At 56.5% G+C, this 14,281-nt stretch carries 13 protein-coding genes, 1 tRNA gene, 1 pseudogene and 1 riboswitch; of the genes and pseudogenes, 12 read left to right on the top strand and 3 right to left on the bottom strand.

Annotation, left to right across the window (positions count from 1 at the left end):
- The 4 genes from ACNKH3_RS13115 to ACNKH3_RS13100 form a co-directional block, all read left to right on the top strand.
- Positions 1-1,915 (top strand): DNA primase family protein (locus tag ACNKH3_RS13115; protein WP_420209544.1); only part of this gene is annotated, 1,915 nt, incomplete at its 5' end.
- The gene (locus ACNKH3_RS13110) at positions 1,912-2,607 is read left to right on the top strand and encodes a hypothetical protein (RefSeq protein WP_420209543.1); all 696 of its coding nucleotides are present in this window, start codon (positions 1,912-1,914) and stop codon (positions 2,605-2,607) included. The genes ACNKH3_RS13115 and ACNKH3_RS13110, both read left to right, overlap by 4 nt.
- A 157-nt stretch (positions 2,608-2,764) precedes the next feature.
- Complete coding sequence (locus ACNKH3_RS13105) at positions 2,765-3,880, top strand: hypothetical protein (protein ID WP_420209542.1); 1,116 nt, start codon at positions 2,765-2,767, stop codon at positions 3,878-3,880.
- A gap of 839 nt (positions 3,881-4,719) precedes the next feature.
- Complete coding sequence (locus ACNKH3_RS13100) at positions 4,720-5,094, top strand: hypothetical protein (RefSeq protein ID WP_420209541.1); 375 nt, start codon at positions 4,720-4,722, stop codon at positions 5,092-5,094.
- A gap of 238 nt (positions 5,095-5,332) precedes the next feature.
- Here ACNKH3_RS13100 and ACNKH3_RS13095 read toward each other — a convergent pair whose 3' ends face one another.
- The 3 genes from ACNKH3_RS13095 to ACNKH3_RS13085 all read right to left on the bottom strand — a co-directional run bounded on the left by ACNKH3_RS13095 (position 5,333) and on the right by ACNKH3_RS13085 (position 6,932).
- Entirely contained in the window at positions 5,333-6,454 is a 1,122-nt protein-coding gene (locus ACNKH3_RS13095; protein WP_420209540.1) for a Fic family protein, read from the bottom strand.
- A 153-nt stretch (positions 6,455-6,607) separates the two neighbouring features.
- Positions 6,608-6,681 (bottom strand) — tRNA-Arg (locus tag ACNKH3_RS13090).
- Between the two features lie 56 nt (positions 6,682-6,737).
- Positions 6,738-6,932, bottom strand: a complete 195-nt coding sequence (locus ACNKH3_RS13085; RefSeq protein WP_420209539.1) for a hypothetical protein — start codon at positions 6,930-6,932, stop codon at positions 6,738-6,740.
- Positions 6,933-7,107: 175 nt separating this feature from the next.
- Positions 7,108-7,213, top strand: a riboswitch (TPP riboswitch).
- A gap of 79 nt (positions 7,214-7,292) precedes the next feature.
- Between ACNKH3_RS13085 and thiS the strand changes: the two genes are divergently transcribed.
- The 8 genes and pseudogenes from thiS to lpxB all read left to right on the top strand — a co-directional run bounded on the left by thiS (position 7,293) and on the right by lpxB (position 13,953).
- The gene (thiS, locus tag ACNKH3_RS13080) at positions 7,293-7,490 is read left to right on the top strand and encodes a sulfur carrier protein ThiS (protein ID WP_420209538.1); all 198 of its coding nucleotides are present in this window, start codon (positions 7,293-7,295) and stop codon (positions 7,488-7,490) included.
- A gap of 1 nt (position 7,491) precedes the next feature.
- Positions 7,492-8,283, top strand: a complete 792-nt coding sequence (locus ACNKH3_RS13075) for a thiazole synthase (RefSeq protein WP_420209537.1) — start codon at positions 7,492-7,494, stop codon at positions 8,281-8,283.
- Between the two features lie 2 nt (positions 8,284-8,285).
- Positions 8,286-9,398 (top strand): 2-iminoacetate synthase ThiH, encoded by a 1,113-nt coding sequence (thiH, locus tag ACNKH3_RS13070; protein WP_417916557.1) that lies wholly within the window; start codon positions 8,286-8,288, stop codon positions 9,396-9,398.
- Positions 9,399-9,614: 216 nt separating this feature from the next.
- A pseudogene (locus tag ACNKH3_RS13065) lies at positions 9,615-9,704 on the top strand (PIN domain protein); the annotation flags it as partial.
- Between the two features lie 129 nt (positions 9,705-9,833).
- Positions 9,834-10,355 carry a cupin domain-containing protein gene (locus ACNKH3_RS13060; protein ID WP_417916556.1) on the top strand — a complete coding sequence of 174 codons (522 nt, stop codon included), beginning with the start codon at positions 9,834-9,836 and terminating at the stop codon, positions 10,353-10,355.
- Complete coding sequence (thiE, locus tag ACNKH3_RS13055; RefSeq protein ID WP_417916555.1) at positions 10,333-11,370, top strand: thiamine phosphate synthase; 1,038 nt, start codon at positions 10,333-10,335, stop codon at positions 11,368-11,370. The genes ACNKH3_RS13060 and thiE overlap by 23 nt, the downstream gene beginning before the upstream one ends.
- Positions 11,371-11,487: 117 nt before the next feature.
- Positions 11,488-12,771, top strand: a complete 1,284-nt coding sequence (thiC, locus tag ACNKH3_RS13050) for a phosphomethylpyrimidine synthase ThiC (RefSeq protein ID WP_417916554.1) — start codon at positions 11,488-11,490, stop codon at positions 12,769-12,771.
- A gap of 9 nt (positions 12,772-12,780) precedes the next feature.
- Complete coding sequence (lpxB, locus tag ACNKH3_RS13045; RefSeq protein WP_417916558.1) at positions 12,781-13,953, top strand: lipid-A-disaccharide synthase; 1,173 nt, start codon at positions 12,781-12,783, stop codon at positions 13,951-13,953.
- Positions 13,954-14,281: the final 328 nt, after the last annotated feature.

Raw genomic sequence — 14,281 nt, 5'->3', positions numbered from 1 at the left:
TCAGTACACCTTCAGCCGCTTCAGCGCAGAGGAACCGGTTGATTTTGAGGCTGCTGCGGCTGAACTTGTGGAGCGGACAAAGGCTGACTGCGGCGCACCGTTTGCAGCGGATGCGCTGAAGATGCTGGCCAAGCTGCGGACAGCGGACAAAGCGCGTTTCATGCGGGTGCGGCAGGAACTCAAGGCCGCAAACAATGCCGTGGTGCTGAGTGAGCTGGACAGGGATATATGCTCCCTTTCTCGCGTAAGGAACAGTTTCAACCCTTCACACCCTTCACTTCCTTCATTATCAGCAACTTACCCCTTCACTGATCCTTCACGGCAAGAAAACATCCTTCATTTTCAGGATGTTCTGGTTGCCGAGGATGACAAAGGCAAGCATGATCTTGTTCAGGAGTCTGTAGCGGCGGCATTGCTTTCCGCATCTCTGCAAGGGCAGTATGCGTTCAGTGACAGCGGTCTGTGCTGGCATCAGTTTGACGGAAGCTGCTGGCGGAAATGCGGGGCTATGGATTTCGACCGCATCTTGACTGCCCTGCTCTATGCTGGCTGCGGCTTCCTTGGCTTCAGCAGCAACTATCAGACCGGGGTGAAAAAGGTGTTGCAGAGCTGCGGGCGAAATCTATTGCCCGCGCCATTGCCCGGCAGTATCCCTTTCAAAAATGGCCTGCTGCTCCATAAGACCAAAGAGCTGCTGCCGGTCACGCCGGAGAACGCGCATACATGGGTTTTGCCTTACGAATACTCGGCAGAGGCTGAATGCCCGGAGTTCATAAAATGGCTCAAAACTGCGCTGGACGGGGACGCGGATTCAGTGCGGCTGATTCAGGCGTGGTTCAACGCCTTGCTGACAGGCCGCCCGGACTTGCAGGTGTTCCTGCATCTGATCGGCCCTGCCGGGTCAGGCAAAAGCACGCTGGGCAGGTTGGCCTTTGTCTTGGTCGGCAAGGACAACGCCATAACCACCAAGCTGAAGGAGCTGGAATCAAACCGCTTTGAGACCGCAGGCATTTACGGCAGGCGGCTGGTTGCGATTGAAGAGGCGGACAAATACGGCGGCGCGGTCAGCGTGCTGAAGGCGATGACCGGGCAAGACCCGCTCCGCTTGGAGCGCAAGAACCAGCAGCAGGAAGGCTCGTTCATCTATGATGGGCAAACTCTGATGATGAGCAACGAGCGGCTGGCCACCACGGACTACACCAGCGGCATTGAGCGCAGGCGCATGACGGTGGAGTTCACCCGGCGGATAACGAAAGAAGAGCGGGCCGAATGGAGCACACGCGGCGGCGAGGAAACGATTCTCCATGCTGAGGCGGCGGGCATCATCAATTGGGCCTTGCGGCTCTCCCGCGAAGAGGTCACGGCTGTTTTCAAAACCATGCCGGAGCGGGTGCGGCTGGCCAATCTTGACGCGGCCATGTTCAACAATCCCCTGATGGAATGGATGCTGGACACGCTGCGGCCTGAACCCGGCGCAGTCGTGCAAGTTGGAGACAAGAAAGAATTTCGGGGGAATCAAGGCGAGATTCTTTTTGAATACGCCAATGAACGCCTGTATCCAAATTACTTGCGATGGTGCCGGGAGAATGGCAGAGAAAGCCTTTCTTCCCGGCGGTTCAGCGAATCGCTGCTTGACGCAGCGCAGACGCAGGGAGCGCAGGTAGAGAAGCAGCGAAGAAATAACGGCACCTTCGTTTGCGGTCTGCGCTTCCGTGCTGAGTTTGAAAAATCGTGGCTGGAAATCCTGCAAACCAGCGGCGGTGAAGGATTGGGTGAAGAGTCAGTGAAGGGTCAATGTAGGATTAACCCATTGATAATGCAGGAAGTGAAGGGTGTGAAGGATGGTTCAGCTCTTCCTATAGGGGAAAATGGGTATATATCCCTCCCGGATGAGACTGTGGAGGTGGAGTTTTGAACCCGGCGGCTGTGCTTGCGCTGGCTGATCAGGCGGGCGTATCGTTCAGCATCAGCGCGGCAGGAACGCTCAAGGCCAAGGGCGGGCGGGAGCAGGTGGCCTGCCTTGCCCCGCTGATCAAGGAGCACAAGGACGCGCTGCTTGCGCATTTGAAGGCGATGGAGCAAGGGACGGAAACGAGCCTTGGCACCATTTCCAGCCCCTCTATGGCGGCAGAGGCGAAGCCTTCCGCACCCGAAACAGCCTCTGTTTCAGTGTCGAGTGTTTTGCCGCTACAGCCGCTACAAGGTGTTCCCCCGTCCGATCAGGAGAGGGAAGCCATTGCAGCAGGCTTGACTCCGGCAATGGCCAGACGTGCGGCAGAGGCTCGCATTGATTGGATTGAATGGGCCTTGGGGTTTGAGCGAATGACGCAGGAGGAAGCGGAGCGCGTCGCCAGCTTCAGAAAGATGGATGCGGCTCTGATCAGCGCAAGGAGCATGAAAAAGCCCTATCTCGACAGCCTTGGCATTCCAAGGTTTCCATCTGACTGCGAACCGGAATACCGGCATTGGGCAGATGGCCAGCCGCTGCTGGACACGCTGCTTGAATTGAGGGCGCAGGATTGGGCCATTGATTCGAGAGTCACGCGGGAACACACCCCGGACGCTTGGCGACGGTGGCAGGAGATCAAGGCGGAGCGGCGGAAGTGAGCAGCCGCAATCATCCTGTTGAAGCAAGCGAAGCATGACGCAACAGAACCAACAGAACCCCGGTCAGCAAGTTTTGTGGGTTTTGTTGCGTGTGAGTCAAGCGAATCTGAGCAAGATTCAGCCCGGCAAGGCTGCTGGCAGGCCGTGACGGAAGAGCATGGAAAACCCTTGCCTGCTGCTCTGGAACGGTTTATTCTGCTGGCTGAACTGGCAGGTGAAAGCGGGGCTGGCTGGGATAAAAAAATCTCTTGACAAGAACATGGCATATTCATTCTACATTTCCTTTCCAACGTATATTGCTGATGCAATGGATGGGTCATTCTGTATTTTTGCAGATGGGAAAAAAGAGCATGGATTCCTTGTAAAAGAAAACCTGAAAGTGCAACTGCCGCTTAAAGACGAATCTTGTCAAGTTATACTTAGCATCGGGAAAACTGAGATCGGAGGAAGTCAGAATGTAGCGATAGTTGGAAATGGATACAAATCTTTTGATGAAGCAGAGAATAGCTGGGAAAGAATAAGGCAAATTTTGATAGTGGCATTTGCAAGATATCGCATACCTGCTGGATTTTTATCTTTACCTACAATACACAGAGTATCAAATAATTATTACAAAGATGAATTAGGAGAAAAGGTTGGTTTCCAGGCTTGTGAAAACGAGTTATGTATATATGAGTCTGCACCTATTGCTATTCCAATCGCGGCAAAAGCGATGTTGTTGGCTTTTTTACATGTTGATAAATTTATAGATAAGTTCAAGTTGTATCGCAGCTTAACAAGGCACTTGACAGACAAAGAATTGCTTTCTTATGTATTATTCAATACAGCACTGTTTCAACGGAATATAAATATTCAATTCTTAACATTGATAATGGCTATCGAGACATTGATTGAAAATAAACCTCGTTCTGATGAAGCTCATGCTCATGTTGAAATGCTGATTAAGCTAACTAAAGATTGCAGCTCACTCTCAAATGAAGACAGAGAATCAATGAAATCAAGCCTTGATCAGCTTAAAAAAGAATCAATCGGGCAAGCTGGCAGAAGGCTTGTTGAAGAAAGATTGGGAAAACGTATGTATGCAAAAATGAGCGCAGCTAAATACTTAACAGAATGCTACAGGATACGAAGCGGCCTTGTACACACAGGCAAAGTTGATCTTGATAAATTTAACAAGCTATACCCTCCTTTGTTCGATTTTGTTTCTGATCTTCTCACTATTCCCATAATCGGGCCTCCTGATGAAGTAAGTGCCATGAATAATGCGCAGTAAAATTCGCCTTTCGATTGCCGCAGCTTCCTTTTCCCATCCACCCGGCAGCATTCATGCCGCTGTCTGCGCCAGATTCAGCATTAAGGTCATCGGCTCAATCAGCGATTCAATGAAGCTGCGCCCAAGGTAAAACGCCTTTGCCTGCTCATCCAGCGCATGGACAAGCAGGGCGCAGCCATGTCAGCGTTGATCAACAGCCAGATAGCCCAAAACAGCCACAGGCACGGGTTCAGGCATCTGGCGGGCTTGCGATTGGAGCTTTACCCACTATAAAAAAGGCCATGCTTCACACTGTATATATAGAACGTTCGAGAAGGCATCTTTCAGGCCCATTTTTCAACGATCAGCAAGCGGCCTGTAGGGTTTGATGTTTGGCTGCTGAAATCGAATCTCAGGCCATTTATGGCGTTTTAATCGAAAGACGCGGCAACAGATGCCGGATGATAGCCTTGCTTGCGTCGCCTCCTTTACATTGTCCGAAAATACATCTGCGCCCGCGCAACGTGCTGGCGGCCTGTCCTTGCCTTCTCTACAGGTGGAAATCGGCAGGAAATCGGGCTTGTGAAGTTTGGTTGAGAGGCGCGGTCAGTCGTTTTCAGGGTGAAGCCGCAGAGCAAAAAGAGAGATCACGCTGAAGCGGACGGCGGCGGTCATGATGATGCGCTTGACCGGCTCATCAAGGCGCAGGATAAGGCTTGAAAGGGGCTGCTGGCAGGCCGTGAGAAGAGCGGAAAAGCCTTGCCTGCTGCTCTGGAACGGTTTATTTTGCTGGCGGAACTTTCAGGCGGCTCTGGAAGCGGAGCAACGTGTAGATTTCATGCAAGATAAAAGGAGAAAAAATGGATAAGTTCAAAGTTGTTACCGATAGCGATTCGTTTGTAATTGAGGCATCAGATATAGATATATGCAACGATCTTATCATGTTCGTCGGAGACAGCAATGAGATAATTGCCGTTTTTTCAACAGATGAAGCAAAAGATTCGATAACTTATATCGTAAGCTCAAGAGATGAAAAACAAAAAACACAAAATAAATTCAAAGTAAGGACGAAAGATTTAGGCGAGACAGGATATGAAGCAACAAATATAAATATACGTAATAATATAATCACATTAACTGATAATGACAATAAAATATTGTATATTTTTCCAACAAAACGGATTAGATATATAATACAGGAAGGAAAAGGAGAAGTATTAAATAGGAAGTATTAAAGAATATCTATTCTGAATAGATAGAATAGTACCAGTTCCTTTCATCTTCCACCCGGTAGGCGTTCACACCGCTGTCTGCGCCAGACTCAGCATTAAGGTCATCGGCTCAATCGGCGATTCAATGAAGCCGTGCCAAAGATGCAGCAGGGGCAAGGAGGCAATCCAGTTTGTGGCTCACCAATTAACCACAACGCAGTTTGCGGCTCACAAAAGGCGATTTTTGAGCCGCAAAAATAGATCAGCGCGAAACCCTGCCTTCGGCAACATCAATCAGCTCCAAGAAAGCATACACTGCCGGACGGCTGCCCTTGGCTTCCCGGACAGTTTTCAACATGCCGCTGTCACGCAGCAGAACGAGAATCCGCTTTGCAGTTGCCGCCGGAATGTCTTTGGCTGAAGTGAATTCCGTCGCGTTGAACACCGGGCGGGAAAAGAAGAAATCCAAGGCATGAATGGCATACTGCGAATGCGTCAAGTCAACAAGCTGGCGTTTTTTATCCTCATACAGCTTGAGGATGCTGGCCGCCTTGCGCTGGTTTTCTTCCGCCTGATCTATGACCGCTTTCAGGAAAAACTCGCACCATCCAGTCCAGTCCTCATCAGAGGAAACGGCGGCCAGCCGCGCATAATATTCCGCCCGCTCTCTCTCGAAATACGCGCTGATGTAAAACATGGGGGCGCGGATGAGACCTGCAGTGTGGAGGAAGAGAGGAATGAACATCCGGCCCAGCCTGCCGTTGCCGTCCAAGAAAGGATGCAGGGCTTCCAGTTCGGCATGAAGAATGGCAAGCTGCGCCAGACGGTCAGGCATTTGCGCATGAATGAAATTCTCCCATCTGCCCATTGCCTCCTGAAGGTGTTCGGCTGAGATGGGAACAAAGCGGGCCTCCTCAATGGAGCAGCCGGGCGGCCCTATCCAGTTGGGCACCTTTCGGTATTCTCCGCGTGCCGCGCTGTGCCCGCGCACCTCGGCCAGCAGCACCCGGTGCGCCTCCTTGATCACCCTCTGGCAGAGCGGCAGCGTGTTCAGCAGCCCCTCAGCATGACGCATCGCCTTCCGGTAGTTCAGCACCTCGTTAATATCCGCCTTCTTCTGCTGCGGCAGGTCGTTTGAGCCGCCTTCAGCCTCAAATTCAAGAACTTCCCCCATTGTCGCCTGCGTTCCTTCGATCTTTGAGGAAAGAACAGCCTCCTGCGTAGTCAGCGGAGCCAAGAGGATGGAAGGGTTCGGTATGGCGGCAAGGGTGCCGTCATATCGGGCAAGGGCGGCATTGGCAGGCCCGATCAGCGGGATGAGGCGCAGCCAGTCTATATTTTTTGGCGGGAACTTGCCGTAATGATACTGAACCGGAGAAGTCATTTTCTGCCCTCTTTAGAAGAAGAGGAGATGAGCGAAACAGGGAGCTGTTTTTTTCCCCATGAGCAAAAAAGTGGGGGCAGGATGGGGGCAGGGGAAATACGAAAGAAAAACAGAATTACTCAAATGTTACGCTAACGCATTGAATTTACTTAGTGCGCCCGGAGGGATTCGAACCCCCGGCCCTCGGATTCGAAGTCCGATGCTCTATCCAGCTGAGCTACGGGCGCAGGAAGGGATGCACGAAAACTATACCGCAGCCCGCCGGACTTGCAAAGGCTTTTCTTCAGGTTGCGGCAACTGTGGCCCGCAGGTAAGCCACCCAGCACTGCCACGGCAGCACATCCTCATGGCAGGCGGACGGGCAGCCGGGGAAATTCTCCTCGCGCACTGGGCAGCGGCCGAATTGCAGGGTGCAGATGATTTTTGCCGCTTTTTCCAAGGCGCGCTCCAAGGTGTTCTCGTTGCGTTCTGGCAGCATGACAGGTCTCCTCCACGTCCAAGATTCTCAGGCGGCTGCGGCGGCAATTCCCGCAGTCAAGGCATTATAGACAGCAGCTCGCCGCCTTTGTGTGAGAATTCCGCAAGAGTTCCGTTAAGCCGCTGCCGCGCAATTTCTCTTGACGCGCCGCCGCAATTCAGTTAGACACAGAGCTGCGTTTCACGGGGGGTGCTTCTGCGGAAGCTGAGAGAGGCTGCGGCCTCAACCCTTGGAACCTGATACGGGTCATGCCGTCGTAGGGACAGTGAGAAAAGCCATGCCGCGCCTTTCCCCCTTCCCTTCGTTTGTCCGTCCGGTAGGGGCAAAAAATCTTTTGCCCCTACAAACTTACCACACACCATGCACATAACCCTGAACGGCCAGCTCACCGCAACCGCCGCCCTCACCTTGCGCGAGATGATCATCGAGCAAGGCTTTGTGCCGGATGCCGTGATTGCCGAAGTCAATTTCGAGCTGATTAAAAGAGACCGCTGGCAACAACACCTGCTCCACGAAGGAGACACGGTGGAGCTGCTCAGTTTTGTAGGAGGAGGTTGAAATGGATGCAACGATCAACGCGGCAGATGACGCGCTGCTGCTCGGCGGGGTGCGCTTTACCAACCGCCTGCTCACCGGCACAGGCAAGTTCGCCTCGCACGACCTGATTGCCCCGATGCTCGCGGCCAGCGGCTCAGAGCTGATCACAGTGGCCTTGCGCCGGGTTGACCCCAAGGCAGGCGAGCAGGATATCCTGCGCTACATCCCGCCGTCGGTGCGGATATTGCCCAACACCTCCGGCGCGCGCACCGCCGAGGAAGCGGTGCGCATTGCTCGGCTGGCGCGTGCGGCAGGCTGCGGCGACTTCATCAAGATTGAGGTGATCACCGACAACAAATACCTGCTGCCGGACAACGCCGAAACCCTGCGGGCCACCGAACTCCTTGCCAAAGAAGGCTTTATCGTTTTACCCTACATGTTCCCAGACCTGACCGTGAGCAGGCAGCTCCACGATGCGGGCGCGGCGGCAGTGATGCCGCTCGGCTCGCCCATCGGCAGCAACCGGGGCTTGGAGATGAAGGCAATGATCCGGCGGATGATCGAGACCAGCAAGCTGCCGGTTATTGTGGACGCAGGCATCGGCAAGCCCTCGCAGGCAGCGGAGGCAATGGAGATCGGCGCGGCGGCGGTGCTGGTCAACACCGCCATTGCCACCAGTGCCGACCCGGTCATGGCAGGCCGCGCTTTTGGCCTTGCGGTGCAAGCCGGGCGGCTGGCGCGACTGGCGCAGCTGGCCGGTGAGAAAGAATACGCCGAAGCCTCCTCGCCCCTGACCGGCTTTCTCCGAGGATGAGCATGTCCTTCCTCAACGTTGTCCTTGCCTTAGAGACGTTCGATTTCAATGCTGCGCTGCACGCCGTGACTGCCGCCGACGTGGAGCGCACGTTGTCCCGCGACGAGCAGCTTGACCGCCGCGACCTGCTCCACTTGCTCGCTCCGGCGGCCCTGCCCTACTTGGAGGCAATGGCCCAGAAAGCGCATCGTCTGACCTTGCAGCACTTCGGCAGGGTGATCAGCCTGTATGCGCCGCTGTACATCTCGGATTACTGTGCGAACTCGTGCACCTACTGCGGCTTCCATGCGGGCGTTGACTTTCCCCGCACCAAGCTGACCCTGGACGAGATCGAGCAGGAAGCGGCAGCCATCGCCGCCACCGGCATCCGTCATATCCTTGTCTTGACTGGCGAAGCTCCGGCCCAGACCCCGCTGTCCTATCTGGCCGAGGCCGTGCATCGGCTGCGGGCGCATTTCTCGTCCATCGCCTTGGAGATTTTTCCGCTCGATGAGGCCGAGTACCGCACACTGCGCGAGGCTGGAGCCGATTCGCTGACCGTCTATCAAGAGGTCTATGACCGCGCCATCTATCAGGAAGTGCATCCGGCAGGACGGAAAGCGGATTACGTCTGGCGTGTGCAGACCCCGGAGCGCGGCGCACGGGCAGGCTTCCGCGCGTTAAACTTAGGGCCGCTCTTTGGCCTTGGCGAACCCCGCCGCGAGGCATGGCTGGCCGCGCTGCACGCCCGCTGGCTGGAGGAGGAGTTCCCGGATGTGGAAGTCTCGCTCTCCCTGCCGCGCATGACCAAGGCGGCAGGTGCGATTGCCCCGCGCGCGCTGATGTCTGACAGAGAGTTCGTCCAATTCATGCTGGCGTGGCGGCTGTTTATGCCACGGCTCGGCATCACCATTTCCACCCGCGAGGCCCCCGCCTTCCGCGACCGGCTGGTGCAGCTTGGCGCAACCCGCTTCTCCTGCGGCTCGAAAACCGGCGTGGGCGGCTATGCGGTCAGGAAGCAGGACGAAGCCCCGGTGCAGTTCGCCGTCACCGACAACCGCAGCGTCGAGGAAGTGGCGGCCATGCTCCGGCGCAGCGGCTGTCAGCCAATTTTCAAGGACTGGGAGCTGGTGTGAATGGGATGCTCATCCCGGCGCACTTGGGTTTCCCGATGCGAAGCGTTTGGGTTGAGTATCCCGAAGCGATCGGATCGCTCGATGTTTTGTAAAAAGGTTACTCGATGCGGCACGCTTGGGTTACTCATCCTTTTTGGGAAGCATGGCAGGACGCGGCGGCAGTGAGTTGACGCAGGGGCTGGCCGCCGGTGTTCAAATGCAGAAAAAGGGGATGGAATGAAGATATATTTGGACAACTGCTGTTGCAACAGGCCCTTTGACGACCAGTCGCATCTGCGGATTCGTTTGGAGGCCGAAGCGAAGCTCGGCAGTGGCGATGACTACACCCAATGGCGACAAGGGATGGATGAAGAGCGCACCCTTGAGGAAATCAGCAGGAAAGCGATGGAACTGCGGAACCGGAACGCCCGCCCGGCCTGATTTGCAGCCCGCGCCATGACCGCCGCTGAACTCATCCGCCTGCTGCAACTTGAGCCGCACCCGACTGAAGGCGGGTATTTCCGCCGGACCTACGAATCCGCCCTGCATCTTGCTTGTAAATATGGCGAGCGGAAGCTGCTGACTTCGATCTACTACCTGCTCACGCAGGAAAGCCCCGGCGGATTTCTGCATCGAAACAGATCAGATATTCTGCATTATCATCAGTGCGGCGCGGCTGTCAAATACCTCCTCATCTCCCCGGAGGGCAGCCTGTCAGAGCGGATCCTCGGCCCGGACATTACGCATGGCGAGAGCTTGCAGCTGCTGGTGCCGGGCGGCTGGTGGAAAGCGTCACGGCTCTGCGGCGGCGAATATTCCCTGATCAGCGAGGCGGTCGCGCCGGGCTTCGACTATGCGGACAACGAGATTGCGACTGATGAGATAGTGCAGCAGCATTTTCCGGCATTCTATGATCTGCTTGCTCCGTATCTTAAACATGATGGAAACAGCACCCATGAACGAATCCAGACTCCTTGATGCAAACATCAACCGGGCCGCCGAGGGCCTGCGGGTATTGGAAGACATCGCCCGTTTTGCCTTTAATCAGCAGGAGCTTTCTGCTGAACTGCGCGGCCTGCGCCATACGGTGCGCGACCTCTTCCGAGGCCGTGAGAGCGGCCTGCTGGCTGCCCGCAACGCGACGGATGACGTGGGCAAAAGCACCTCTGGGCAAAGTCTGAGCGACCAGCGCAGCGGTCTGCGTGACACCGCGCAAGCCAACTTCAAGCGGGTGCAGGAGGCAGCTCGTGTCCTGGAGGAAATCCTCAAGGCACAAGGCGAGTACGCGGCGGGCAAGCGGCTGGAGCAGCTTCGCTTTACGGCCTATGAGCTGGAGTCCCGTTTCCTGCCGCTCTTCCAACGCACACTGCCTGCGGGCATTTACGGTATCTTAGGCGAGAAGTTCTCCCGTGGCCGCAGCAACGCGGACGTGGCCCGGCAGATGACGGATGCCGGAGTGCGGATCATTCAGTACCGGGAAAAGCTGAAGGATAAGAGCATCAAGGCGATCTACGAGGAATGCCTGACCATCCGCCGCATCACCGCAGACGCGGGCGCGCTCTTCATTATCAATGATTATGCCGAGATTGCCCTGATGGTTGGCGCGGACGGCGTACATCAGGGCCAAGATGATCTGCCGGTGAGCGAGCTGCGCCGGATTGCGCCGGGGCTGCTCATTGGTTGCTCAACCCACAGCCCGGAGCAAGCAGAACAGGCGGTGCGCGACGGCGCGGACTACATCGGCGTGGGACCAATCTTCAGCACCCAGACCAAAGAGGATGTCTGCGCCCCGGTTGGGCTGAATTACCTCGACTACGTGGCAAAAAACATTCATATTCCCTTTGTCGCCATTGGCGGCATCAAACGGGAGACCCTGCCGCAGGTGCTCGCGCATGGCGCAAAGACCGTCTGCCTGGTCACGGAGATCATCGGTGCGGAAGACATTGGGCAGCGGGTCAGGGAGATTCAGGCTGTCATAGCTGGAGCAGAATGATTTGCGCCGCACCCTTCGGCTCCGCTCAGGGTGCTTGCAGCAGCAATAAGCGCCCTGAGCGGCGCCGAAGGGCAGCGCAGCACATTTTTCATGCTATTTCTTTCCTCAGGAGAACAAATGACACAAGCATACACCACCCAGATGGACGCGGCCCGCAAAGGCATCATCACCCCGCAGATGCGGGAAGTGCTGGCCAATGAGGTTATTTCTGAACAGCTTTTGCTGGAGCGAGTGGCACAGGGACGCATCGCCATTCCGGCCAACAAACATCACCACAATCTCAAGGCGGCAGGAGTCGGCGAGGGTTTGAAGACCAAGATCAACGTCAACCTGGGCGTGTCCAAGGATGTTTGCTCCTTCGAGGGCGAGATGAACAAGGCCCGCCTCTCGCTCAAGTTCAAGGCCGATGCGATCATGGACTTGAGCGTCTCCGGCGACACCGAAGGCTTCCGCAAGCGGCTGGTGGCGGAAGTGCCGGTGATGATCGGCACCGTGCCGATCTACGACACCATCACCCGCACTGGCAAGCCCACCGAGCAGATCACGGTGGAGGACTGGTTTGAGACCGTGCGCATTCACGCTGAGAACGGCATTGACTTCATCACCATCCATGCTGGCCTGAACCAGAAATGCGCCAGCAGCCTGCGCCTCAATAAACGGCTCTGCGGCATCGTCAGCCGAGGCGGGGCTATTCTGTATGAATGGATGGCGAAGACTGGTCAGGAGAATCCCTTCTACGAGCACTTTGACCGGCTCTTGGACATTTGCGAGCAGCACGATGTCTGCATCAGCCTTGGCGATGGCCTCCGGCCTGGTGCAATCAAGGATTCGACAGACGCACCCCAGATTGAGGAGCTGATCACGCTCGGCGAGCTGACCAAGCGGGCCTGGGCGCACAACGTGCAGGTGATGATCGAGGGGCCGGGCCATGTGCCCCTGCATGAGGTGGAGATGAACATGAAGCTGCAAAAGAAGCTCTGCCACCACGCGCCCTTCTATGTCCTCGGCCCGCTGGTCACGGACATCGCGCCGGGCTATGATCACATCACCTCGGCCATTGGTGGCGCACTGGCGGCCATGCACGGGGCGGACTTTCTCTGCTACGTCACGCCAGCAGAACACCTGCGCCTGCCTTCGGCTGACGACGTGAAAGAGGGCATCATCGCTTCCAAGATCGCTGCTCATGCGGGCGATTTGGCCAAAGGCATTCCCGGCGCGGCGGACTTGGATCATGCGATGAGCGCGGCGCGGGGTTCGTTGGACTGGGAGGGCCAGTTTGCCCTTGCCCTTGACCCGGAAAAGGCGCGGGCCTATCGTGCATCTTCTGAACCTGCGGACAAAGGCGTTTGCACCATGTGCGGCGACTTCTGCTCGATGAAGCGGCTGAAAGGGCTGCTGTAAAGGCGGATGATGGCGGGCCGTCAGATCATGATAGTCGCCGGTGAGGCTTCTGGCGACATGCACGGGGCACGGCTGGTCGAGGCCCTGCGAAGGCGGCAGCCCGGACTGCGCTTTTCCGGCATCGGCGGCAGGGAGCTGGCCGCCGCCGGAGTGGAGCTGCTCTGCGATGCCTCAAAGATCGCGGTGGTCGGCATCACTGAGGTGATCAGCCATCTTGGCGATATCCTCGCCGCCCGCAAGGCGTTGATCAGGCGGATGCAGTTTGATCGTCCTGCCCTGCTGATTCTGATTGACTACCCGGACTTCAATCTCCTGCTGGCGGCCAAGGCCAAGCAGCTCGGCATCCCAGTTTTTTACTACATCAGCCCGCAGGTTTGGGCGTGGCGCAGCGGACGGGTGAAAAAAATCGGCAGGCTGACTGACCGGGTGGCGGTGATTTTGCCTTTTGAGCAGGAGTTTTATGCCGAACGCGGCGTGGCGGTGGACTTTGTCGGCCATCCTCTCAAGGACACAGTGCGACCGGAACGCCTCCCTTCCCGCGACGAGTTCTTCCGGGCGCAGGGTTTGGATGTTGGGTCGAACTGCCGCGTGGTCGGCCTGCTCCCCGGCAGCCGAGCCAAGGAGATCCGCTCGCTGCTGCCGGACTTCCTCGCCGCCGCCGAGCTGCTCACGACTCAAGACAAGAGCAGAGACTGGCTCTTTCTCCTGCCCCGCGCTTCCACCATCCCGCAGGAGCTGCTTGCAGAAAGCGGCCTTGCTCTATATCAAAATCGGCTCAATATCCGCGTCATTGATGGCGACGAGCGCTACGCCTTGATGGCCGCCTGCGATGCCGCCGCAGCAGCGTCCGGCACTGTGACCTTGGAGCTGGCCATCCTCGGCGTTCCCGCTGTCACCGCCTACCGGTTCTCGCCATGGACGTACCGGCTGGGCCGCCTGCTCGTCCGCCACCTCCGCCATTTCTCCTTGGTCAATCTGATCGCCGGGCGCGAGGTGATCCCGGAGCTGCTGCAAGAGCAGGTCAGCCCGGAAAACCTTGCCGCTGCGCTCCGCCTGCTGCTCGATAATGCCAGTCACCGCCGCGAGACGCTGCGCGGCTTGGCGGAGGTCACGGAGAAGCTCGGCCCGCCGGGCTGCGCCGAACGGGCGGCGGAGCTGGCCTTGTCATGCATGACAAGCTGAATTCCTCCGCCAGCCCTTGCGGCAGTGGTACAGCCAAAGCAGCATAACATGTTTTTCCTGCAACCTTTGTGCCGCAGGGGCAGGCCCCTGCGGCTGCCTCAATGTCTGAAACAGACAGCATACCTTTCACCATATAGAAGGGATCCATTTTGATTCCCAAAAGGGGAGTGTTTGATTCTCAAAATGGAATGTGGATTCAAGTTCCAAGTGCAACTTTTTGGCAGGCTTCCAAGAATAGCTTTTTTGGCGTGTTGAAGCCAAGAGATTTTCGTGGCCTGTTGTTAATTTTTTCCGCGATGCAGTTGATGTCCTGCTGGCTCAACGTGTC

It is taken from the genome of Candidatus Electronema sp. JC (assembly GCF_048287365.2).
Lineage (GTDB): Bacteria > Desulfobacterota > Desulfobulbia > Desulfobulbales > Desulfobulbaceae > Electronema.
This window is presented reverse-complemented; position numbering and strand designations above follow the sequence as displayed.